Annotated in this window: 22 protein-coding genes and 1 pseudogene; 11 read left to right on the forward strand and 12 right to left on the reverse strand. The window is 33.9% G+C overall.

Annotated elements, in window-relative coordinates:
* The first annotated feature begins 15 nt into the window (after positions 1-15).
* The 3 genes from AC6CHK_RS00525 (at position 16) to AC6CHK_RS00535 (ending at position 1,790) form a co-directional block, all read left to right on the forward strand.
* The gene (locus AC6CHK_RS00525; RefSeq protein WP_498092537.1) at positions 16-576 is read left to right on the forward strand and encodes a DUF6705 family protein; all 561 of its coding nucleotides are present in this window, start codon (positions 16-18) and stop codon (positions 574-576) included.
* 170 nt (positions 577-746) lie between these two features.
* Positions 747-1,304, forward strand: a complete 558-nt coding sequence (locus AC6CHK_RS00530; RefSeq protein WP_498092539.1) for a DUF6705 family protein — start codon at positions 747-749, stop codon at positions 1,302-1,304.
* 42 nt (positions 1,305-1,346) lie between these two features.
* Complete coding sequence (locus AC6CHK_RS00535) at positions 1,347-1,790, forward strand: DUF6705 family protein (RefSeq protein ID WP_498092541.1); 444 nt, start codon at positions 1,347-1,349, stop codon at positions 1,788-1,790.
* Between the two features lie 233 nt (positions 1,791-2,023).
* On the opposite strand, the pseudogene AC6CHK_RS00540 reads toward AC6CHK_RS00535, so the two are convergent.
* A pseudogene (locus tag AC6CHK_RS00540) lies at positions 2,024-2,518 on the reverse strand (aminoacyl--tRNA ligase-related protein); the annotation flags it as partial.
* Between the two features lie 156 nt (positions 2,519-2,674).
* Here AC6CHK_RS00540 and AC6CHK_RS00545 point away from each other — a divergent pair.
* From AC6CHK_RS00545 to AC6CHK_RS00560, 4 genes are all read left to right on the forward strand, one after another.
* Complete coding sequence (locus AC6CHK_RS00545; RefSeq protein WP_498092543.1) at positions 2,675-3,985, forward strand: hypothetical protein; 1,311 nt, start codon at positions 2,675-2,677, stop codon at positions 3,983-3,985.
* A 16-nt stretch (positions 3,986-4,001) separates the two neighbouring features.
* Positions 4,002-4,565, forward strand: coding sequence for a DUF6705 family protein (locus AC6CHK_RS00550; protein ID WP_498092545.1), 564 nt, complete (start codon positions 4,002-4,004; stop codon positions 4,563-4,565).
* A 1-nt stretch (position 4,566) separates the two neighbouring features.
* Positions 4,567-5,142 (forward strand): hypothetical protein, encoded by a 576-nt coding sequence (locus tag AC6CHK_RS00555; protein WP_498092547.1) that lies wholly within the window; start codon positions 4,567-4,569, stop codon positions 5,140-5,142.
* 704 nt (positions 5,143-5,846) lie between these two features.
* The gene (locus tag AC6CHK_RS00560; RefSeq protein WP_498092549.1) at positions 5,847-6,326 is read left to right on the forward strand and encodes a hypothetical protein; all 480 of its coding nucleotides are present in this window, start codon (positions 5,847-5,849) and stop codon (positions 6,324-6,326) included.
* A 260-nt stretch (positions 6,327-6,586) separates the two neighbouring features.
* On the opposite strand, the gene serS is transcribed toward AC6CHK_RS00560, so the two are convergent.
* The 4 genes from serS to AC6CHK_RS00580 form a co-directional block, all read right to left on the reverse strand.
* Positions 6,587-7,855, reverse strand: a complete 1,269-nt coding sequence (gene serS, locus AC6CHK_RS00565) for a serine--tRNA ligase (RefSeq protein ID WP_498092551.1) — start codon at positions 7,853-7,855, stop codon at positions 6,587-6,589.
* A gap of 90 nt (positions 7,856-7,945) precedes the next feature.
* Positions 7,946-8,452: a hypothetical protein gene (locus tag AC6CHK_RS00570; protein ID WP_498092553.1), complete on the reverse strand. Its 507-nt coding sequence runs from the start codon at positions 8,450-8,452 to the stop codon at positions 7,946-7,948.
* Between the two features lie 16 nt (positions 8,453-8,468).
* Positions 8,469-9,713, reverse strand: coding sequence for an oligosaccharide flippase family protein (locus AC6CHK_RS00575; protein ID WP_498092555.1), 1,245 nt, complete (start codon positions 9,711-9,713; stop codon positions 8,469-8,471).
* The gene (locus AC6CHK_RS00580) at positions 9,710-10,855 is read right to left on the reverse strand and encodes a glycosyltransferase family 4 protein (RefSeq protein ID WP_498092557.1); all 1,146 of its coding nucleotides are present in this window, start codon (positions 10,853-10,855) and stop codon (positions 9,710-9,712) included. The genes AC6CHK_RS00575 and AC6CHK_RS00580 overlap by 4 nt, the downstream gene beginning before the upstream one ends.
* A gap of 55 nt (positions 10,856-10,910) precedes the next feature.
* On the opposite strand from AC6CHK_RS00580, the gene AC6CHK_RS00585 reads away from it, so the two are divergent.
* On the forward strand, positions 10,911-11,720 hold the full coding sequence (locus tag AC6CHK_RS00585; protein ID WP_498092559.1) for a class I SAM-dependent methyltransferase: 810 nt from the start codon (positions 10,911-10,913) through the stop codon (positions 11,718-11,720).
* A gap of 26 nt (positions 11,721-11,746) precedes the next feature.
* Here the strand turns inward: AC6CHK_RS00585 and AC6CHK_RS00590 are convergent, their stop codons facing one another.
* From AC6CHK_RS00590 to AC6CHK_RS00615, 6 genes are all read right to left on the reverse strand, one after another.
* Entirely contained in the window at positions 11,747-12,238 is a 492-nt protein-coding gene (locus AC6CHK_RS00590; protein ID WP_498092561.1) for a hypothetical protein, read from the reverse strand.
* Positions 12,239-12,273: 35 nt separating this feature from the next.
* A complete protein-coding gene (locus AC6CHK_RS00595; RefSeq protein ID WP_498092563.1) occupies positions 12,274-13,053 on the reverse strand; it encodes a (Fe-S)-binding protein in 780 nt (259 codons plus the stop codon).
* Positions 13,043-13,666 carry a hypothetical protein gene (locus AC6CHK_RS00600; protein WP_498092565.1) on the reverse strand — a complete coding sequence of 208 codons (624 nt, stop codon included), beginning with the start codon at positions 13,664-13,666 and terminating at the stop codon, positions 13,043-13,045. Before AC6CHK_RS00600 ends, AC6CHK_RS00595 begins: the two co-directional genes overlap by 11 nt.
* A gap of 13 nt (positions 13,667-13,679) precedes the next feature.
* Entirely contained in the window at positions 13,680-15,005 is a 1,326-nt protein-coding gene (locus tag AC6CHK_RS00605; protein WP_498092567.1) for a 4Fe-4S dicluster domain-containing protein, read from the reverse strand.
* 8 nt (positions 15,006-15,013) lie between these two features.
* Positions 15,014-15,964 (reverse strand): MlaD family protein, encoded by a 951-nt coding sequence (locus tag AC6CHK_RS00610; protein ID WP_498092569.1) that lies wholly within the window; start codon positions 15,962-15,964, stop codon positions 15,014-15,016.
* Positions 15,965-16,091: 127 nt separating this feature from the next.
* Positions 16,092-18,230: a peptidylprolyl isomerase gene (locus AC6CHK_RS00615; RefSeq protein ID WP_498092571.1), complete on the reverse strand. Its 2,139-nt coding sequence runs from the start codon at positions 18,228-18,230 to the stop codon at positions 16,092-16,094.
* A gap of 259 nt (positions 18,231-18,489) precedes the next feature.
* On the opposite strand from AC6CHK_RS00615, the gene lon reads away from it, so the two are divergent.
* The 3 genes from lon to AC6CHK_RS00630 all read left to right on the forward strand — a co-directional run bounded on the left by lon (position 18,490) and on the right by AC6CHK_RS00630 (position 22,586).
* On the forward strand, positions 18,490-20,895 hold the full coding sequence (gene lon / locus AC6CHK_RS00620; RefSeq protein ID WP_498092573.1) for an endopeptidase La: 2,406 nt from the start codon (positions 18,490-18,492) through the stop codon (positions 20,893-20,895).
* 74 nt (positions 20,896-20,969) lie between these two features.
* Positions 20,970-22,082 (forward strand): AI-2E family transporter, encoded by a 1,113-nt coding sequence (locus AC6CHK_RS00625; protein WP_498092575.1) that lies wholly within the window; start codon positions 20,970-20,972, stop codon positions 22,080-22,082.
* 126 nt (positions 22,083-22,208) lie between these two features.
* Positions 22,209-22,586: a MauE/DoxX family redox-associated membrane protein gene (locus AC6CHK_RS00630; RefSeq protein ID WP_498092577.1), complete on the forward strand. Its 378-nt coding sequence runs from the start codon at positions 22,209-22,211 to the stop codon at positions 22,584-22,586.
* Positions 22,587-22,672: 86 nt separating this feature from the next.
* On the opposite strand, the gene AC6CHK_RS00635 is transcribed toward AC6CHK_RS00630, so the two are convergent.
* The gene (locus AC6CHK_RS00635) at positions 22,673-24,031 is read right to left on the reverse strand and encodes an acyl-CoA dehydrogenase family protein (protein ID WP_498092579.1); all 1,359 of its coding nucleotides are present in this window, start codon (positions 24,029-24,031) and stop codon (positions 22,673-22,675) included.
* Positions 24,032-24,212: the final 181 nt, after the last annotated feature.

Raw genomic sequence — 24,212 nt, forward strand, 5'->3', positions numbered from 1 at the left:
ATTAAAACAATTATTATGAAAAATATATTTTTATTATCAATCATACTGTTATCTTTTTCCTGTAAAGCACAGCAAACCTATCCATTAAGTACAGATTATGATGCAGTACCTAATTATTCTTATTTTAAAGATACAAATAATGAACTGAACCCTTTCGTTGGAATATGGAAGGCTACATTTGACAATAAAGAAATTACCATTAAAGTTGACAAAATAGATCATCATTTCGTTGAGTATGTTAATAATAAGTTTTATCAAGATACTTTATTTATGCGTTATATCATAAAAAACCCTCAAGGAACAATCATAAAAAGTACAATGAATTTACCTGTAACTCAATCTGGAATTAAGAGCATTGGAACTTTTCCTAATGAGAATCTTGTATCTTTTGTATATCAAGGTGGTGACTGTACATATGGTTGGGGAGATGTAAGTTTACAATTTGTAGATGCAACACATCTAAAATGGAGATATCAACCGGAAGGTGTAATTTTAACTAATAAAAACTGCCCAAATGGTGCAGATACTACTATTTATCTTCCTGAGATAAAAGATTTGGTATTTACAAAACAGTAAAAATGGAACCGCTGAAAAGGCGGTTTTGTTTTTTGATATAGCAACAAATGGATCTTGAAGGGAAAATAAATCTTATCAAAGAAAAGGATGGAAATACTTCTACCATACAACAAAACTCGGACGGAACACTGGCAGAACCTACGCCCTGTTAATTTATTAAAACAATTATTATGAAAAATATATTTCTATTATCAATCATACTGTTATCTTTCTCTTGTAAAGCACAAGAATATCCTTTAAATACAAGATTCTCAACAATTCCAAATAATTCTTACTTAAAAGATACAAATAATGAGTTGTTACCTTATATAGGAACGTGGAAAGCTAATTTTGACAATAAAGAGATTACAATTAAAGTTGATAAAATAGACCATCATTTAGTTGATTATGTTAATCATAAATTCTATAGGGATGTATTATTTATTCGTTACAGCATAAAAAATTCTCAAGGCGCAATCATAAAAAGTACGTTAAACTTACCAGTAACTCAATCTGGAATTGAAAGTGATGTTACTTTTCCTAATGAAAATCTCGTAGCTTTCACTTATTCAGGCGGTGACTGTACATATGGATGGGGAGATGTAAGTTTACAATTAGTAGATGCAACACATTTAAAATGGAGATATCAACCGGAAGGTGTAATTCTAACCAATAAAAACTGTCCTAATGGTGCAGATACTACTATATATCTTCCTGAGATAAAAGATTTGGTATTTACAAAACAGTAAAAATGGAACCGCTGAAAGGCGGTTTTTTTGATATAGCAATAAATGGGACTTGAAGGAAAAAATAAAATTATGAAACAGCTATTTTTAATCATACTTTCTATTATTACAATTTCATGTAATGCACAAATATACCCTTTAAACTATAAAGAAGATGTTCCAGACGGAGCTTATTATAAAGATTTAGATGGTGAGCTTGATAAGTATGTTGGCGTATGGAAAGGGAGTTGGAATGGAAAGACAGTATACTTAGAATTAAAAAAAATTAAGGAATATAGTAATAGTGATCATCCTTATTACAAGGATCGGATATTCGGAGAGAGAAAGATAATTGCTTCAAACGGAGCTGTAGAAATAGATAGGATTTCCAATTTTGGCAGTGATGGTACAGAATTTTGGGGAATTGGTTTTAATTTAAAAAATGGAAATATCAAACAATTATATTCTATCCTAGAAACATGTGCAGAAAAACCGCAACACTTGATATAACAAGTTTTACAGGTAATCAAATGACATTGCATTTTGAATATCTTCCAAGTATTATTGATGAAAACTGCCAACATAATGCTTATGTAGATCAATATGGTGATTTTCCTATTAATTTCCCTAAGGATATTATACTAACGAAACAATAAATAAGTCTCTAAAGAGTTTTTTTTCAAAATGATGGTTATTATATAATAACCCACCGAAAAATTTCGGTGGTTTATTATATAATATATTTAATTAATCAAATCAAACCTCGCATATTCAGCAACCTTCTTTGGAAGCCTGATTCCTTCTTCTGTTTGATTATTTTCAAGAAGAGCAGCCATAATTCTCGGCAAAGCCATTGCAGAACCGTTTAAAGTATGTACCAATTGGGATTTTCCGTCAGCTTTGTAACGGCATTTCAGACGATTTGCCTGGAAAGTCTCAAAATTGGAAACTGAACTTACTTCCAGCCATTTTTCCTGAGCAGCGCTCCAAACTTCAAAATCGTAAGTCATTGCAGACGCAAAACCAGTATCGCCGCCACAAAGTCTCAGAACTCTGTAAGGAAGCTCAAGATCTTCTAAATTTCTTTAATATGATCTACCATTTCCTCTAAAACAGCATAAGAGTTTTCAGGTTTTTCCAATCTTACAATTTCTACTTTTTCAAACTGGTGAAGACGATTCAGACCTCTTACATGAGCGCCGTAACTTCCCGCCTCTTCTATAACACTGAGAAAAAGCAGGAAACCCGCACCTGCGATTTTTACTCCTAATACAAAATCGATCAGATTGTATTAACAGTACATGGATTAATGTTTAGAATTTATGAACCTATCATCACTTTACTGGAATTGAATAAAATTTTATATATTTAACAACCTAAAATTACAAATGTTTATGAAAAAAAATCTATTTCTCAGATTACTACTTCTAATAACGATTAGCTTTTCGCTGTACTCCTGTATTCATGATGAATTATACACACCGTCAGATTCTGCTTCTAAAGAATACTCTAATAAAAGTCTTTGGAAGGAAGATGAAAAATACATTAAAAATGTAGAACAAGTATTTGATCAACATGCTGACAAGCTGTATTATTATGATAAGTATGGAGAGGTATATTGGGATTATGCCCTTACTATGGGAACATTTGATGAAACTTTTCTTGAGGCCCCTATTATTAAAAACGGAAAAGTACAAGATGTTTTAATTGCAGAAAGAAGAGGAGATAAAGTTTATTTTAGAAGAAAAAACGATCCCAATTCTAACAACTTTTTTGACATTTTGGTCTTTAAAGACCGCAAACAGCTGAAAGGCAGAATTAAGAATGGAACAGGAAGTGGTCTGGAATCAAAGTCCGAATGCTATACAGTGGAAGTCACCTGGACCTGGACAAATGAAGCGACAGGACAGGTAGAATCGGTAACTACAACTACAGAAACAAGATGTACACCCTCCGGGCCTATCTTAACAGATCCTACAACACCTGGCGACTGTTTAGAAGAAAACTGTACCGGAGGTGGTACGGGAGGTGGTGGATATTCTTACCCTGCTACAGATGAGAGTCCATGCGGTAAAACAAAGGCGCAGAATTCTGATCCTAATTTTACATCTAAAATAAACACTTTAAAATCTAACTTAAATTTGAAGAAGGAAACAGGATATATAGAAAAAAATGACGGAACTTTCGACTACAAAGATAATGCAGGTGCAACAGAGAATGCCAATACTTTGAAATTGCCTGATCCTGATTACTATAAAGATATAAAAGGTTTTATGCATACTCATCCTAATAATTTTGAAGATTCTGATGGGAATCTAAGAATAGGATTTAAGATATTTTCTCCTGCGGATGTTATTTATTTTAATGAGCTCGTAAGAAACGCACAGCAGAATGGCACATCTTTGGCGGATGTTTACGCCGTGATGGTTTCGGGAACAGGTACTTACCAAATACGTTTTACAGGAAATGTAAACCAAATAAAGACAGTCTATGCAAATACTGGGGAACAGTATAATAAAATGTATTTAAAATATTTTCAAGAAAACAAAGATAAATCCGATGAACTTAATTTTCTTAAATTTATGGATGAACATATGTATGTAAAAGGAATAACCCTTGTAAAAATGAATGACAATAATACACCTCCCACAATGAAAACATTGAATCCTGCAAAAACAGCAGTATTGATTGCGGAATGTCCATAATACATAATAACATAGTATGAAAAATAAAATAATCTCTACATTATTCATCTTAGGAATATTGTCTTGCAAGGCGCAAGTTGTTTCACTTGATCAAATGTCTCAGTGTGAAAATGGTAATTGCCCAAGTTATACTTCGGTAAAAGATACAAATAACAGGCTTAATAAATTTGTCGGAATTTGGAAAGGAACATATACAGACGGAAGAATTTATGAATTTCATTTCATAAAAAAAGAAAATGACGGAGGTTGGTTTAATGAAAAGTTTTGGGATAAACTTATTGGACGATTTATTGTGAGAAATAATGTTGGTAATATTTTATATACTTCATTGGATGTTAGCGATTTAGACGCAATGGAAGGTTTTCAATTTGATAAAACCTTAGCAAAATATCAAATGTATTATGCTGCAAATGCGAGTTGTAATGACAAAGGATATGTTTATCTATCATTTCCAAACCCCAACAATTTGAATCAAATGAAGTTAGTATTTATACAGGATCTAGATATTGCATCAAATTGTCCTAGCGGATATAAAACTGTTATTCCTGATGCCAAAGATATAATGTTGACGAAGCAATAGAATGAGAAAAATAGTTTTTATCTTTTTCATATTAATAAGCAAGCTTTTTTTATCACAAAATTTATGTTTTAATATTACAAATTATTATGAGTTTAAATTTTGTAGTTCTCCTCAAACACTTTTTTTAATAGAAAAGAAAAACAATAAATATGAAGGCTTTATAATTACAAATTTGGAAAAGGAAAGGAAAAATAAAACATATAAACAGATTAAAAGAAAGACAAGTGTCTCTCCTGAGCAAGCTAAAAGAATCATCTATAAACTGAAAAAAGCAGGAATAAACTTAGTAGATAAAAATTATGATGATGATAGTGTTGTTTATTTAGATGGAGATTACCTTACTATAAATCTTTTAAGAAATGATAAAATTAAAAGGTTTTCTTTCGATGAAATTTATCCGATTAGCTATAAAAAGATAGAGAAAACACCTTTGCGGAGTAAGATTCAAGAATGGTTAACTATTATTGATGAAGAGTTGAATTTAAAAAAACAACTTACCAAAATTAAGAATAAATTGAATAAAGGTACTTACTGCTATTCCCGTGGAATTAATACAATATGTTTTAAGAAGGAATAATTTCAATCAAATGAAACTGGTGTTTATGCGTGATCTAGATATTGCTTCAAATTGCCCTGACGGATATACAACTGTTATTCCTGACGCTAAGGATATAATTTTGACTAAGCAATAGTGAGAAATTTAGTATTACTTTTAGGAATGTTTTTTATGTTTTCTCGCACAGCACAAACATCACCACTAAGCACAGGGCTTTTAAATATTCCTCAGAATGGATATGTTAAGGATTTAAATAATGAATTATCACCATTTATGGAACATATAAAGCTAATTTTCAAGGAAATGAAATTACTTTATTTATTACTAAAGAAGAAAATAAATTAGTAAAAAGGATTGATCATCAATTTTATAGAGATGCATTATTTGTGAAATATATAGTTAAAAATTCAGCGGGAGCTACTTTACAGGATACAAAGAATAATAACCATTCCTAAAATCTACATTTATAGTACTAAAATGAAATCACAAAATTTGGTAGTGCTCAACTATAGTGGTACAAACTGCCGTGTAGGGTGGGGATATTTCTTAAAAAAAATAAATACCTTGCAATTTTCTTGGGAATATCGACCTAATGACATAATAATTGATGATAGTAGATGTCCTCCCGGAACAAATACTACTATATATCTTCCTGAAACGAAGGATTTAATCTTTACTAAACAATAAAATAAAGCCTCTAAAAAAGGCTTTTTCAAATGTTGATTATGAAAAATATATTTATAATTCTATTTGTACTTTTTATATTCTATTCAGGTAAAGCGCAAACAGAAAATAAACTTGATTCATTAATAATAGAAGCATCTTTAGATCCTGGAAGCGGACCTGATTATAACATAATTAAAATTTACTTTAATAAGAGATATTTTGTTGTTGAGTATAAATTTTATGAAAATGAAGACAGAAAAGGTTATATAAATGACCCAGAACGTAGGAAACTGAGAGAGCAGTATAAAGATATAGAATTTAAAGAAACACCAAGATCGTATTATGATAAGTTAGACGAAATCCGTAATAGATATACTACATTTTACACAAAAAAAATAACTTTGAAGAATAAAAAATATAAAGAATATTTATCTGATGTATACAGAATTTCTAATCTTTCACAAAATGATATAGAAAATGAAAAAAACAAAAAAAAACATGTATTTATATGGTATTATGTTTTGTTCAGATTTTTATAAAAACACAGGGAGAAATAGATTGTGTGCCTCAGCTTTAGAAAAAGATAACTTTGGAACAATTTATAATTTTATAACAAAAACGCTAGATTTATATAGAGAACAAAACGTTGATGAAAAATTTAATTCTAAAACTTTTGGATACTAGTATCAAATTAATCCTTAATATTTGAGCAATAAAAGCCACTAAAAAAGAATTTATGAAACTGAATGAAGAAACCACCGAAAAATTCCGGTGGTTTCTATACAAAAAAAATTTAATCTTAATTAATCAAATCAAACCTCGCATATTCAGCAATTTTCTTTGGAAGCCTGATTCCTTCTTCTGTTTGATTATTTTCAAGAAGAGCAGCCATAATTCTCGGCAAAGCCATTGCAGAACCGTTTAAAGTATGTACCAATTGGGATTTTCCGTCAGCTTTGTAACGGCATTTCAGACGATTTGCCTGGAAAGTCTCAAAATTGGAAACTGAACTTACTTCCAGCCATTTTTCCTGAGCAGCGCTCCAAACTTCAAAATCGTAAGTCATCGCAGAAGCAAATCCTGTATCTCCACCACAAAGTCTCAAAACTCTGTAAGGAAGCTCAAGATCTTCTAAAATCTCTTTTATATGATCTACCATTTCCTCTAAAACAGCGTAAGAATTTTCAGGTTTTTCCAATCTTACAATTTCTACTTTTTCAAACTGGTGAAGACGGTTCAGACCTCTTACATGAGCACCGTAACTTCCCGCCTCTCTTCTGTAACATTGAGAAAATGCAGTATTTTTGATCGGAAGATCTTTTTCATCCAACAACACATCACGATACAGATTCGTCACCGGAACTTCCGCAGTTGGAATCAAATACAGATCATCTGCATTGATGTAATACATCTGCCCTTCTTTGTCCGGCAACTGCCCCGTTCCGTATCCTGAAGCTTCATTCACAACGTGTGGCGGATTGACTTCCAAATAACCTGCATCAACATTTTTATCTAAAAAATATTGAACCAAAGCTCTTTGCAACCTCGCTCCTTTTCCAAAATAAACAGGGAAACCTGCACCGGCAATTTTTACTCCTAATTCAAAATCGATCAGATTATATTTTTTAGCCAATTCCCAATGCGGGATTGCGCCTTCTCCCAAACCTTCAACATCGTGAGACTGATAAATAATTTCGTTGTCATCTGCAGAAACTCCGCTTTTGACCAATTCATTCGGAATGTTTGGAATTTGATATAAAATATCCAATAAAGCTTTTTCTTTTAGTTCAAGCTGTGATTGTAATTCTTTGCTCGACTCTTTAAATTGTGCTGTTTTAGATTTTGACGATTCAGCTTCTTCTTTTTTGCCTTCCTTCATCAACATTCCGATTTCTTTGGAGATTTTGTTGATTTCGGAAAGTTGCGAATCTAATTCAAACTGAATTTTTTTTCTTTCTTCATCGGTAACGATAGCCTCGTCTACCAACTCAAGATTTTTGAATTGTCTTTTTTTAAGACCTTCTAAAACGCGTTCTTTATTGTCGCGCAAAAAATTGACTTGTAGCATAAAAGTTTAAGGTTTAAAAGTTTAAGGTTTAAGATTCTGAGCATTAAAACTCAAAACCCCAACCTTTGAACTATTTTGCAAATTTAAAGATTATTTTATGATTGTAACCACATTGGGCTGATCGGGAACTTTAGTAAAAACCGATTGTTGGTTATATTTTACTTCCGAAACTTCAAAAACTTGCGGCGTCCAACGGTAAAAGATCTCCAAAGTATCATTAACGGGATCGCTGAATGTAGAATCTGTGAGCTTTTTTGTAAGAGCCAGCCTTATCTTTGAGCGATAAGTTCTGCTTTCTGTATCCGAACCATTAACCAATTCTCTGGTCGCTCCTGCAATATATTCAATATAATTAATGGAATCAACGGTGGCTTTACGCGAACTGGAAACCGGCGCATTATCTATCGGCGCAAGCATATCGTTCATAGTAATTGTAGTAAAAGCACCAATTTCATTGGGCTTAAGCAAATCTTTTCCTGCAGCATCCTTCATATAAAAATTCAAAATCTGATCTATCTTTTGTATAGAATCTTCATCTCTCCCGCAACTTAAAAATGCAAGAAACAAAAGCAATATCCCAAAAATTGAATTTTTCATAGCACAAAGGTAAAATTTATTTTAATTCTTTGAAATATTTATAAAAATAGAACATGAATAAAAAGCCGGAAATAAGCAATGTAGACGTCATAGCAATTCCCATCCCAACGACACCGTAAATTGGTATTAATAAATAGGCTGAAATTGCTAAAAATATAAGAGAAGCTGCGCTAAGCCATGTATTTATTTCAATCTTTCCAACAGCAGGAAGGAGATTTCCGTAGAGGTTTCTGGTAAGCATTCCTATATTAAAACCGATCAGCAAAATCATCATCAATAGTGAATTATTTGTATACTCTATTCCAAAAAAAATCTTAAGTATGTAATCATCAAAAAGAAAAAAGAAAATAAATATTGCCGTACAAATTGGTAAAAATATTTTATTAAAATTAATGACATATGACTTGAGAAAGTTCTTGTTATTGTAATTTTTTGAAAGTAAAGGAAAATCACTTTGTAAAAAGCTTACTGCTAAAAACGTAATATTGGAAGGGATCAAAATAGCAACACGGTAATCGGCAACAGCATTTTCATTCACCCAAAAACCAAGCAGCAGAATATCCAAAGAAAACAATGCATCTGAAATAAGAGATGTTGCAGCCGTAAATTTCCCATATCGCCACATCTCTTTATAGTTTTTTGGAATGAATGTGCGAAATGAATAAATACTTTTCTTTAACCAAATCAACGAAAGATAAGGTGTAATGGCAATTGCAAAAAGATATCCGTAAAAATCAAAAAAATAAGTAAAAATAAATATCAGAAATAATCCTCCAATATTTATAACATTATTGATTTTTGCAAAGGTGTTGTTTTTTGCTGTAATTCGATAAAAAGCCTGAATATGATTTACAAAATAAAATCCGCCAAGCCTTATTGCACAAAAAATAAATACATTTAAAATATCCTCGTATTTATCTGAATAAAAAAAAGAAGTTGATAAAAAAACAATAATCAATATTATTTCAAACACTATTCCTTTGAAAAAAAAATAAGACGAAATCTTCTGTTTTTCAAGCTCATCAGATGATATTGAACCAAACCTTATAAGACTTTGACCACTACCAAAACCTGTAAAAGGGACAAAAACTGTAAGAACAGAAAGTACGATACTTAAAACCCCAAACTCGTTTTGAGGAAGCAGTCGAATAATTAATAAAGAACCTGCAAAACCACAGATTTTTGCAATAAGGAACGAAATAAACACATGATGCCCACTATTATTTAAAAAGCTTTTTAAAAAATCTTTCAGGCTTTTCATGACTCAGAATTTTTTAGAATCTGTTCATAAATTCCATTATAACTTTCGGCAATTTTTTCTATTGAAAATTTATCTTCAGCATATTGTGATAATTCTTTTCGGTCGTGGTTTTTACCATTCTGTAAAACTTTTATCATTGCTTTTTCCAACATTTCAACATTTGGAGTTTTCAACAATATCCCTGCGTTTTCCGGGAAAAACTCAGCAATGCCTCCAACATTGGTTGTGACAACTTTCAATCCGCTTGCAAATGCTTCTGCAATTACACAAGGTTGGTTTTCGTCATCACTAAAAAGGATAAAACAATCGGAATTACGCATTCTTTCGGCAATCTGATCTAAAGTCTGAATGCCAAATATTTCAATTTTATCGTGAAATTTGGAATTGCCAACTCTATTTTTAAGCTTTTTAATTATTTCATCGTCTCCGTCTCCTCCAATCTGAATTTTGAATAAAAATCCATCTTCTAAAAGTTTTATGGCCACATTTAGGATTTTTTCCGGATTTTTTCTGGGAATTAAGTTTGATACATGAATAAAAGTAAATTCATTATCCAGCTTTATTTGAGGTGAAAACAGTTTGGTATTGACTACATTCGGAATTACTTTCATTTCGCTTTTTATGCCCAGACTTTTTAAACCCGAAAGCAAATCTTGGGAAACCGGTAAAACAACTTCTGCCTGATTACCAATAAATGCAGCGGTAAGTTTAATTATTTTAGGTGTTGTATTTTGATTGATTTTCCGTAGAACCGTCCAATGTTCCGTAACAACAAAAGGAATTCTGTATTTTTTTTTAAGGTAAACGGCAAAAAGCATATTGTTGTGAAGAACGTTCGCGTGTACCAAATCCGGTTTCTGCATTCTTGAAAAGCCCATTTTGTAAGCTTTCATTCTTCGCAAAAAATTCTGAAAAGAGTTTTTAGAGTTTTTATAATAAACAATTAAAGTTCTGATCCCGTTGATTACTTTATCATCAAAAAAATACTTTACATCCTGATCAAAATCGCCGATTGCATGCAGTATTTCCACATTATGTTTTAGAGAAACTGCTTCAGCATGTCTTTGAACAAAATTACCATTTGAAGGTTCTATTTTATTAGGAAACCAGGAAGAGATAAAGAGGATGTTTTTTCTTTCCAAAATTTTATTTAAATGTATCTTTGTTTACCATTTACATTAAACGAATATAACTAAAATGAAGGCTAAAATTAATAAATTTCTTTCTTTTATCCGAATAATTCTTCAAAACCCGAGCTTAATTAATATAATTTTAAACAGCCAGCCTGTCGCTGAAAAAAGATTCAGAAAATATTATCCGAGTTTTATGTCTTTGCCTCAAATAGATATAAAGCAACTTAACGATGAAATTCCTGACAATATTCAGAGTTTTTTGCTGGATGGAAGTTCTTTAATCACTGATTTACAGTTACTTTCAGCTCTTTCTACAAGAAAAGAAGTAAATTCTTATTTCGAAATCGGAACCTGGCGTGGTGAAAGCGTACACAATGTTGCTAAATATATCGACGATTGTACAACGCTGAATCTTTCCAAAAAAGAAATAAAAAACATGGGCTTGAATCCCAAATATGCCGAACAGCACGGATTACTTTCTAGCAGAAACCCAAAAATCCTGCATTTGGAAGCAAATACTAAAACTTTTGATTTTAGTTCGTTAAATAAAAAATATGATCTGATTTTCATTGATGGCGACCACAGCTACGAAATGGTCTTGAATGACACAAAAAAAGTCTTTCAACATCTTGTGCATGATCAGACAATTGTCGTTTGGCACGACTATGCTTTTAATCCTCAGAAAATCCGTTATGAAGTTTTTCAGGCAATATTAGATGGTGTCGGAAAAGATAATCATCAGCATTTATATCATCCACAAAATACAATGTGTGCCGTTTTTATTAAAGATAAGCTTGCAACTACGGCTTTTGATGAAATGCAGTTTCCTGAAAAACTATTCAGCATCAGATTGCAACAGGAGCCATTTTCTTAAAAGAATTTTTCGGATCTAAAAGCAGTTCAATCCAAATAAATTCCTGCCCAGCTTTTTTTCAATGGAAGTAAAAAGTCGGAAAGAAAAGCCACATAAGTAGATTTTGAAAAGTCAAAAACGTCAATATCGTGTGGAATTTCACCGTTTTTCAAACCATTTTTAAAGTCGGAAAGTTTCAGGGTTTTTATAGCTCCATTTTCTACGAAAGAGGCTTTCATGCGGTCAAAAAAACCAAGCTCAAATTCTTTGTCGAGTTCACGGAAAATGCCTGTCAGAGAATCGATAGAACATCCGGAAGCCGCTTCTTTATCCTCGTCTACACATACTACAACAAATTGATTTTTTTCAATTTTAAAAGAAGAAGAAAGTGGTTTTCCGTGCGCAGCCCAGGTTGCGAGAAAATCGTATAATTTTTCTGTGATTATTTTTGCTTCCTTAGTCGTAAAGGGTCTTGAAGCAGGATATATAATTACTCTGTAATCGTTGGTTTCTGTTATTTCGGAATTTTCAATTTTCATTTTTAAAAATTTAAGACCTTAAGAATTCATTTAATCTACAAATCTTCTGCTTCTGCAAGAAGTTCTGCAATATCTTTTACTTCTACTTCATTATTCTTATTGAAATGCTTTACGCCGTCTGTCATCATTGTATTACAAAACGGACAGCCTGTAGCAATTATTTTTGGCTCAAAAGACAGTGCTTCTTCCGTTCTTTCGATATTGATGTCTTTATTCCCTTTCTCAGGTTCTTTAAACATTTGTGCGCCTCCTGCTCCGCAACAAAGACCGTTGGATTTGCAGCGTTTCATTTCGACCAATTCTGCATCCAGCTTTTCCAGCAGCATTCTTGGCGCTTCATATTCGTTATTTCCTCTTCCCAGATAGCAAGGATCATGGAAAGTAATTCTTTTTCCTTTAAAGCTTCCGCCTTCAATTTTCAAACGTCCTTCATTCATCAGCTGTCTCAAAAACTGTGTATGATGAATCACTTCAAAATTTCCGCCTAAACTTGGATATTCATTTTTAAGAGTATTAAAACAATGCGGACAAGCCGTTACGATTTTCTTTACTTCATAAGCATTCAGAACTTCGATATTTGTCAAAGCCATCATTTGGAAAACAAATTCGTTTCCTGCACGTTTTGCCGGATCTCCGGTGCAGCTTTCTTCCTGACCGAGAACAGCAAATTCAACTCCTATTTTATTAAGAATTTTGCAAAAAGCTTTCGTTATTTTTTTTGCCCGGTCATCAAAACTTCCCGCACATCCTACCCAAAATAAAACTTCAGGTGATTTTCCTTCGGCAGCATATTCTGCCATTGTTTTAATTTGCATTTTCTTTCTGTTTAATTAAAAAATCGGCATTATATTCCTTAGCCTTTTTCATGATCTCAACCGGTATAATTGATACAAATAAAGGGTTTGTCTCATCGTAATTGACATATTTCCAAGTATTGCCTGTAGTTTTGTCATTCACAGCAATTATCATACTTTGCTTGGCCATTTCCAAGGTGCTATCGTCAACAAATTTTGATTTTATCCCTTGAATTTCCATCATATTTGTCATCACTTTTTTCTTTTCATCGTCGAATTTTTCATTTAAAAATGACATTCTCATTTTCATCGGATAGATGACAAAAGCATATTTTTCTTTTTCTTTCGTAAAGAAAATTTCAGAAACATCAAAAGCATTCGGACTCACATCCTCAAGCTCCATTTTGAATTCTTGATTTCCTTCCAGTAAAGCCTTAAAAGCATTGATCAAAGCTTCTTTCTCAATTTTTTCAAAAAGTGCAGGATGCGTGAGATCCATAATCCCTTCATAGTTTTTATTCTTCATCAGAAGCATGAATGAATTTGAATCTTCAAGAATTTTTTTCTGATCTGCAGATTGAGCCATCATAAAAGCCGAACAAATCAATAAAAAAGCGAAAATTATTTTTTTCATCTTCAAATTGTTTTTAATCATTTGCCCAATTCAGACGATCTGCCTGATTGTATTGCCAAGGCGCAGCATTGTTTTCTACATTCGTCATCATCAGATTTAGTTCCTGTGGCGCAGCAGATTGCTCCATCACAAGGAATCTTCTCATATCGAAAATAATAGAAAGCGGATCCAGCAAAACCGGACAGGCTTCTGTACACGCATTGCAAGTCGTACAAGCCCAAAGCTCTTCTTTGGTAATATAATCGTTTAAAAGCTTTTTGCCGTCATCTTCAAATTTTCCGTTCTTGTCGATATTTCTCCCGACTTCTTCCAAACGGTCTCTGGTTTTCATCAAAATTAATCTTGGGGAAAGCTTTTTACCTGTAATATTTGCAGGACAAACAGAAGTACATCTTCCGCATTCCGTACAAGAATATGCGTTGAGCAACTGAATCTGATTTAAGTCAAAAACATCTTCAGCACCAAATTTTGAAGGAACTTCAGCTTCACCTTCAGCCGGAGCTGCGTACGGATCGGCATTAGGATCCATCATTAATTTAATTTCTTTCGTTACAGAATCTAAATTGTTGAATTTTCCATACAAGTCAAGATTCGCATACCAAGTACTTGGAAATGCCAGAATAATATGTAAATGTTTAGAATAATAAAGGTAATTCATGAAGAATAAAATCCCCACAAAATGAAACCACCAAGCCACTCTTTCTGTAAAAATCAATGCATTGTCTCCAAAACTATTGAAAATTGGCGCAAAAATCGTTGAGCTTACCGGAAAGCTTCCATGCATTGCCAAAACACCTCTTTGCTGTAAAACCCAATCGGCTGTATTCATTGTAAAGAAAGCAACCATTAAGGCAAATTCTATGATAAGAATCCAGTTGGCATCATTTTTTGGCCATCCGAAAAGTTCTTTCATCGTTAATCTTTTAACTCCGTAAAAATTTCTCCTGATAAAAAATAATACAACACCAATTATTACAAGAACTGCGAGAATTTCAAGAATTGCTGTGAAAATATTATAAGCACCATTCCCTATAACCGTTGCTAAAAAGCGATGAGTTCCGAAGATTCCATCAACAATGATTTCTAAAAGTTCAATATTAATAATAATAAAACCAACATATACAAAAAGGTGAAGAATACCTGCAACAGGTCTTTTCACCATTCTGCTTTGCCCCATCGCAACACGGGCCATCGTTTCCCAACGCTCGCCTTTTCTGTCGCTGCGGTTGATCTCTCTTCCTAATCTGATATTTCTATAAATTTTAAAAAGGCTTTTTCCGAATAACCCAAAACCTACAACTAATAGAATCAGAAAAATAATATTGTCAAGATATTGCATAAGGCTGATTAGTCTTTAGTATTCTTGCCAAATACCGAGAAATTGATATATCTCTTCGGGTTGGCTTTCATGTCTTCGATTAAAGAATTCAGGTTGGTAGAAGCGGAATTCAGATTATTGTAAAGCTCTTCATCTTTCATTAGCTTGCCCAAACTTCCTTCCCCTCTGTCGATTCCGGAAACTACTTTATTGAGCTGTCCAACTGTTTGATCCAGATTAGCAATCGTTTGATTCAGCTGTTTCGTATCAATGCTTTCTGCAAGATTTCCGTATTTATCTAAAGTCACTTTTCCACTCTGCATTGTAAGGCTCGCTTCGTCCAGTACTTTCTGAAGTTTCGGATCATTGTTTCCCACCAAAGAATTTACGCTTGAAGCTGTAGTCTGCAAAGCACCAACCGTTTTATTAAGATTGGTAAGCAAAGCTTTAATTTCCTCTCTATTTTGTGCATTTACAATCTGATTGGCATTAGTCATCAAAGAATCTACTCTGTGCAAAACAACCTGTAGCTGATCCTTCACAGGACCGACCTGAGAAGAAAGGCTAGAAAGTGTGCCCAATTTGAATGCGCCTTGCAAGGTGTCACCATCTTTTGCCGTAGCACCGCCATACGCAAGGTTAACTCTCATTTCCTTACCGGACATTAATCCGGGCTCAAAAATTTCAAGGTTTGAGTTTTTAGAAAACTCAAAATTATCATCTACGGTAATCTTGACCACAAAATGAATTTTTCCGTCTTTTGTGGTATGTGGAATGATTTTATCAACCTGCCCTACTTTCAATCCATTGATCGAAACAGGCGAAGATGGCGTTAAACCTTCGACATTATCATATTTTGCGTAAAATATATTATCTGTAGTAAAAAGGCTCCTGCCCTTCATAAACTGGAATAAAACGACAAAGCCGACTATAGCCAAAAGTGCTATTAAACCAGCTTTTAATTCTTTACTGAACTTCACTTGTTATATTTTTTCTAGTAAGCAAATATAGTACATTTTAATTAATGTTTTTTCTTTCTTGCTCTGTGTTAATCACAAAAAAAGTGGCAAAAACTTTGCCACTTTTCATATTGTTGATATAGGAATCTTATTGTTGATTGCCAAGTTTGCTCCAGATTTCTATTCTGTAATCGTCGATATCTGCATTGTCTTGCAAGCTCTTTAACCAAGCCTGACCGAACATTCCTGCATTTCTCTGAGTGATAGATTCTGTAAATTGTTTTGCATCCCCAGGCTGTTTGTTGATCGTTTCGTTCTTTTTTACTAAAACATAAACTCCTGTTCCTCCTTCGATAGGATTGGAAACTTTACCTTTTGCAATTCCGAAAGCAGCTCCTGCAACTTTTGGCTCCATTGCTCCTGCAACAGAAGGATTCAATAAATTAACCTGTGCAGATTGTTTTGTGGTAGCAAATGTTTTAGCAACCTGATCCAAGCTTGTTGCTTTACCTATTTTGTCAGAAATCTGCTTAGCAGCTAATTTATTCTGAACAATCACTTCGATCTGATCTCTTACAGATTCAGGATCTGCCAAGCCTTTTTCCTGCTTACCATTTAAATAAGCTACGATTTTATCGCCTGTCCCTTCTACCGTAAAGAATTCTGAGTCGCCTTTTTCTCTTTTCTTATCAAAAGCCCAAGCGATGATTTCACTGTCTTTATCTGTACCTAAACCTTGCAACTGACCGTCAAATCTTTTAGCCTGTTTAGGGTTTGAGTATTGATAATTTGATTTTTTAGCAATATTTACAAAGTCATTGAAAGATTTACCTTGAATTTGTTGAATAAATCTTCTTGCTTTTTTGTCAACATCCGCTTCGGTAGCTTCTGATGCCTTGATTGCTTTTGCCAAATGAGCCACTTTATAGCCCATTGTGCCAGATTTTTTGTCTTCTACGTTGATGATGTGATATCCAAACTCTGTTTCTGCCAAACCTGTAGATCCTTTACCGTTGCTTGCAAGGAAATTAAGATATCCCGGAGCAAACTGGCTTTGAGGTGTTGTCCAACCTACGCTACCGTTTCTTTCAACAGCGTTAGGTTCATCAGATAATTTAAGACCTTCTGCAAATTTTGCAGGATTAGTCTTGATTGAAGCTAAAAGACTGTCTGCAATTTTCTTTGCTTCTTCTTTAGTTCTTGTAGCCGTAGATCTTTCTGCACCTTTATAAGCAATCAGAATATGCTTGGAAAGTGTAGAATCTGAAGGTTTCTTATCAATTAATTTAGAAACAACATACAAGCCTTGCTCTTTATAAGGTCCGAAAGTCTGTCCAATTGCAGCAGTTTCCAATTTGCCTTGTAAAGCCTGTGGCATTTGATTGCCCTGCATATATTGATTATTGAAAGGCACATCAGAATTTGCCATTACAAACATCGAATCATTGGTTGTATTCTGAAAGTTTTCTGAACCTCCGTTTGCATCCGTACCTGAAAACAATTTTGTTATTTCTTTCTGTACAGCCGCTTCATCCGCAGCACTTGGCTGCGAAGGGAAATAAACAAGACCAATATTTCTGCTTGGTTCAGTTTTGAACATTACAGGATGTTGGTTGATATAGTTTGCCAAATCTTCGGTCGTAACTTTGATTTTATTTTTTTGAAGATAGGTTGCATAATCTACTTTCACAAAATCGATATCAGCAAGCTGATCTCTTTGTTTCATTAGTTCTTCCGCTTCCTTTTTACCGGTTGTGATACCGGAAGAAACATTAGCGAAAACCTGTCTTGCCATGATTCTGTATTCAATGGTTTTTCTGGTTTTCAGCCATTGATTGTACCCTTCAGGACTTGTGTTCTGCAGGGTGGTAATTTCTTTTTTCAATTCCTGAAGCTTGAAATTTCCTTTTTCGTCAAAAAGCTGCTGATTCTGAGCAAACATCTGGTCGTACTGAAGCTGATTCCAGAACAGGTCATCTGTCATTTCAAAGCCCATTTTTTCGAATTGCTGTTTTACCAGTTTCGATTGTACAAGCAGTTGCCAGGCTTGTTCTTCAAGGCCGTTCTTTGGTTGCCCTTGTTGCTCAGCTTGCTGTTGTAATACGAAAAGTTGATCGTTAAACTCTTCACGGGTTATCTTCTCACCATTTACTTTCCCTAAAACATCAGGATTTTTACCAAAAACTTTATCAAGGCTTTCGGGATTTACCAAAAACGCCAAAAGCGCCAATGCTATCATTCCCATCAAAAGCCAAGGTCTACTCCTAATCTGTCCTAAAATTGCCATTTTATAAATATAGTTTTTTATATCAGTGTGCGAAAATACACATTTTTAAGAAATTACAGAAATATAAGACGTTTTTTTAATTTTTAAAATTCAATTACCTATAAAATGGAAATTTTGACCGTATTTTTTATCAATAAACAAATGGCATAAGTATTGTCAAAATTAAACTTACATTATATGCAAAGCTTTTTCTTATGCATATTTTGAATTACACTTTAACGTTTTAAACCGTAGATGACAATTTGTCATTCAATTTATTATGACAGAATTTGAAGATATAAATTTTGATGAGATTATGGGCGAAGGATTTGATATTGTTACAGAAGAAATAAACCTTTCGGATCTTGATGAAACTGCAAAAAACTCTGAACAGACAGCGTTTCCGATACTTCCGGTGAGGAATATGGTCATGTTTCCCAATGTGGTGATTCCTATTACTGCCGGAAGAAAATCATCGATCCAGCTTTTGGAAGAAGCGCAGCAGAACGGCGATCTGATTGGTATTATAAGCCAGAAAAACGCTGATATAGAGCAACCTACAGACAAAGATCTTTACCAGACCGGAACTTTAGCAAAGATCATTAAGATTATAAAACTTCCGGAAGGCAATGTTACTGCAATTACAAAAGGCTTTCACAGATTTAAGATTAAGAAAATCATCGGAAAACAGCCTTATCTTAAAGCAGAAATTTCAAAATTAAAAGATTCTAAAGCCAAAAACAAAGAAGAATACGAAGCATTACTGGAAAATATAAAAGATCTTGCATTAAAAATAATTGAACTGGATCCCAATATTCCTAATGCGGCGAATTTTGCAATAAAAAACATCAATAATAACGATGATTTATTAAACTTCATCTGCACAAATGCCAATTTCCCATATGCTGAAAAGCAAAAGCTCCTTGAGGAAAAAAATCTGCTTGAAAGGGCGAATAAGTGCTACGAAATGATGCATGGAGACTTCAGAAAGCTGGAATTGAGAAATCAGATCCATCAGAAAACTTCAAAAGATCTTGATAAGCAGCAAAGAGAATATTTCCTGAATCAGCAGATCAGAACCATTCAGGACGAATTGGGAGGAGGCCCGGAAAGCGATGTTGAAGAATTAATACAAAAAGCAAAAACAAAAAACTGGAAACCCGAAGTTGAAGAACATTTCCAAAAGGAAATCAACAGGTTACAGAGACAAAACCCAAACTCGCCGGATTATAATGTTCAGAGAAATTATCTGGATTTCTTCACCGATCTTCCATGGGAAACTTTTACAAAAGATACTTTTGATATCGAAAAGGCACAAAAAGTTTTAGACAAAGCGCATTTTGGATTAGAAGATATTAAGAAAAGAATTTTGGAACACATGGCTGTTTTAAAATTAAAGAACAACATGAAATCTCCAATTTTATTATTGGTCGGGCCTCCCGGAGTTGGTAAAACATCTTTAGGGAAATCTGTCGCCGATGCTTTGGGAAGAAAATATATGCGTGTTTCTTTAGGTGGACTTCATGACGAAAGCGAAGTAAGAGGCCACAGAAAAACCTATATCGGAGCGATGGCGGGAAGAATTCTTCAGTCTATAAAAAAATCGGGAACATCGAATCCCGTGATTGTTTTGGATGAAATCGACAAAGTTGGAAAAGGAATGCATGGCGATCCGAGTTCGGCACTTCTTGAGGTTTTGGATCCTGAACAGAACAATGCTTTTTATGATAATTTCCTTGAAATGGGTTACGATTTGTCTAAAGTCATGTTTTTGGCCACCGCAAACTCTTTGTCAACGATTCAGACTCCGCTTTTAGACAGAATGGAAATCATTCAGATTGCAGGCTATACTTTAGAAGAAAAAATTGAAATCGCTAAAAGACATTTAATAAAAAAACAACAGGAAGAAAACGGTTTGACGGCAAAATCTTTCAAACTTGGGAATCCTGAACTCAAACATATCATTGAAGCTCACACTTCAGAAAGCGGAGTAAGAACTTTGGAAAAAAGAATCGCAGCCGTAGCTCGTTGGGTAGCCTTGCAGACCGCTTTGGTTAAAGAATATAATCCTAAAATTTCGGTTGAAAAAATAGATGAAATTCTTGGTGTTCCAAGACCTAAAAGTTTGTCCGAACTTACCGATGTTCCAGGCGTGGTAACCGGATTGGCGTGGACAAGCGTTGGCGGTGATATTTTATTCATCGAAAGCATCATCAGCAGCGGAAAAGGAAATCTTACAATGACCGGAAATCTGGGCGCTGTAATGAAAGAATCTGCAACGATTGCTTTAGAATATATTAAAGCTAAACATGATGATTTAGGAATTGAAGAAGATGATCTTGAGAAAAAGAATATCCACGTTCACGTTCCGGAAGGTGCGACTCCAAAAGACGGACCTTCTGCGGGGATTGCAATGCTTACGTCGATGGTTTCTTCATTTAAAAATAAAAAAGTAAAACCTCATCTTGCGATGACCGGTGAAATTACTTTAAGAGGAAAAGTGCTTCCTGTAGGCGGAATCAAAGAAAAACTTCTGGCCGCAACAAGAGCCGGAATCAAAGAAGTAATACTTTGTGAAGCCAACCGAAAAGACGTGGAAGAAATAAAACAGGATTATCTGAAAAACCTGAAAATAAGCTACGTCAACTGGATGAAAGAAGTTCTTGAACTCGCTTTAGAAAAATAAATATTCAATAATAAATGTAAAACCTCATCATAAATGGTGAGGTTTTGTTATTTTTATACATCATATTTTTAGTAATGAATTTTTTCAAACTTCCATTCCTCTCAAAACTTGCGCTTGCGGTAATTTCTATTATAGGAATTGGCTATCTCATCAAATTGGGACAAAGTATTCTTGCGCCTTTTTTCCTGGCATTTCTGATGGCAATGTTGTTTTTACCGATTGCTAATTTTCTGGAAAGGAGATTCAGGTTTCCAAGATCGTTTTCTACCCTCATTTCTGTATTTATCATGTTGCTGATTCTTACCGGATTGATTTTCTTTTTCGGATCGCAGCTTTCGAGTTTCAGCAAAGATCTTCCGCATTTGAGAATGCAATCGAATAAAGTTTTCATCAATATTCAAAACTGGATTTCTGATACATTTAATGTCAATATCAATGAACAGTTTGATTATCTAGATCAGGGTTTAAATAAGCTTTTGTCATCAACCGGAGTGATTCTAGGATTTACTTTGGGCGTATTTTCTACAAGCTTGGGCTTTTTGATTTTCTTTATTTTGTTTTTCATTTTTATATTAAATTACAGAAGGATATTAAACAATTTTATTATCGCTGTTTTTAATGAAAAGCATAAAATAAGTGTACAGGAAGCTGTTTTTGAAATAAGGATAATGACCAAAAAATATATTATCGGGCTTTGTCTTCAGGTAATAATAGTCTCCGCACTCACCACAATTTTGCTTTCAATTCTTGATGTAAAATATGCTGTTCTTTTGGGTGTTCTGACAGGCTTGCTGAATGTCATTCCTTACATCGGAATCCTGATTTCGTTGTTGATTTCCTGCTTTATAGCTTTTGCGACCGGTACGGTTTCCACTTGTATTTATGTCGCTATCGGTTATATTGTTGTGCATGCTATTGACGGTAATATTGTTTTGCCATTTGTGGTTGGATCTAAAGTCAAAATCAATGCGCTATTCTCTTTCATCGGAATTCTTGTTGGCGAACATCTTTGGGGAATCTCGGGGATGTTTCTCTGCATTCCGGCAATTGCAATTTTTAAAATTATATTTGAAAGAGTGGAAGGCCTTCAACCTTGGGGAAAACTGCTCGGTGAAGAAGAAAAACCTCACAAAAAGAAAAAAACTTATAAAATATCAAAGAATATTACGTTGAAGGAAATGGATTAGCTACAAGTAATAAATAATGAGCAATAAAACAACAATTCATAAATTTTTCGTTATGATTATATAAATAAATTTTATTTTAGGCAACGAATTAGATTTTTATTTAAATTTGAAATAAAATTAATCAACATGAAAATCGTTAAATTTATCGTAAGCCTTCTTTTCGGATTGATGTTTATCAATGCCGGATTAAACAAGTTCCTCAATTATATGCCAATGGAAAAACCTACACCCGAACAGATGAAAGTTTTTGCTGCATTCACAGAACTACATTGGTTAATGCCTTTGATTGGTATTGTAGAAATTATCGGCGGTTTATTATTTATCTTTCCTAAAACAAGAGCTTTAGGCGCCATCGTCATTTTGCCTGTAATGGTCGGAATTATTCTACACGTATTTACGATAGATAAATCTACAGTAGGAATGTCAATTGCCGGCGTATTATTCCTGATAAATCTTTGGATGATTATTGATAATAAAGAAAAATACAAAGCTTTAGTGAAATAAGAAGTGAATGATGAATAGTCAATTCACTTGCGAAGCAAAATTCACAATTGACTATTCACTTTAAAATAATTGATTATTAACATTAATCACACAAATGCGCTGAACCCCGTTATTGATCTTCCGACAATCAAGGAATTGATTTCTTTTGTTCCTTCGTAAGAATAAATAGCTTCTGCATCGGCAACAAATCTGGCGACATCATACTCAAGTAAAATTCCGTTTCCGCCCATCACTTCACGCGCTCTGGAAACAATATCTCTCGTTCGCATTGTACAAAAAACTTTGGCTAAAGAAGCATGTTCATCTTTTAAAATTCCTTCATCCTGCATTTCTGAAAGTCTGAAAACCATGGTCTGCATCGCCGTAAGATTCGACAACATTTCTACCAAATGCCCCTGAATCATCTGAAAAGAAGCAATCGGTTTTCCGAACTGTTCTCTTGTTCTTGTATAATCTAAAGCGCTTTCATAAGCGCCTCTTGCACAACCTGTTGCCATCCATGCAACTCCGGCTCGTGTCATTCTTAAAACTTTTCCGGTATCTTTAAAGGAATTTGCATGTTGCAAACGGTTTTCTTCCGTGACTATGCAATCTTTCAAAGTGATCAGTCCGTTCTGCACAATTCTCAATGCCATTTTTCCTTTGATTTTCTCAACAGAATATCCCGGATTATCTTTTTCAACAATAAAACCTTTTACTTCTCCATCATCTAAATCTCTTGCCCAAATAATAATTAAATCTGCAAATGTTGCATTTCCGATCCATTTTTTTTGTCCATTCAAAATCCATCCTTCCGGAATTTTTTTGCAGGTTACGGTTAAACCTCCCGCTGCTCCCGAACCTACTTCAGGTTCTGTTAAGCCAAAAGCACCGATCTTTTCGAATTTCTGCATTTGAGGAAGCCATTTTTGCTTTTGCTCTTCCGAACCGCAAATGTAAATCGAGCCCATCGCCAAACCGGATTGAACGCCAAAAAAAGTAGCAATCGAAGCATCAATTCTTGCCATTTCCATTGCAATGACGCCTTCCATTAAAAAAGGCATTCCCGGGCAGCCGTAGCCTTCATAAGTCACACCGCAAATATTTAACTTTTGGAATTTTGGAATTAATTCATGAGGAAATTCGTCTCGTAACCAATAATGATTCACCAAAGGTTTTACTTCTTTTTCCATGAACGCTCTTACTTTAAGCTGAATTTCTCTTTGCTCGGGCGTCAAAGTGTGATAAATATCGTAGAAATCGCCGTCAATTGGCGGAAGCTCTTTCTTTTTTTTGTTGGGATCGAGCATTTTCATCATTCCGTTCAGTTGTTTATCATCCAACTTGGAAAAATTTTCCATTAACTTGGGAAGATTTACTTTTTGAGAAATTTCGCTTAACTGATCAAAATCGATCGATCTGAATAATTCTATTGCGTTTCTTATTTTGGAAAAAGTATTCGACATTATTTGGTGTGGTTTTAATTGTAAAAGATTAGCAAAAATCAATCCGACCTTTCAAATCTTGTAACTCAATTTACAATTAATTGATTTTCATATAATTAAAACTTATTTGTTTTTACAGGCTTTTTACTTGTGATTTTCAAACATTACAAAAGATTCCGGCTGAACTTTGAAGTAAGCAAAC

The sequence above is a fragment of the Chryseobacterium sp. GQ58 genome, assembly GCF_059758895.1.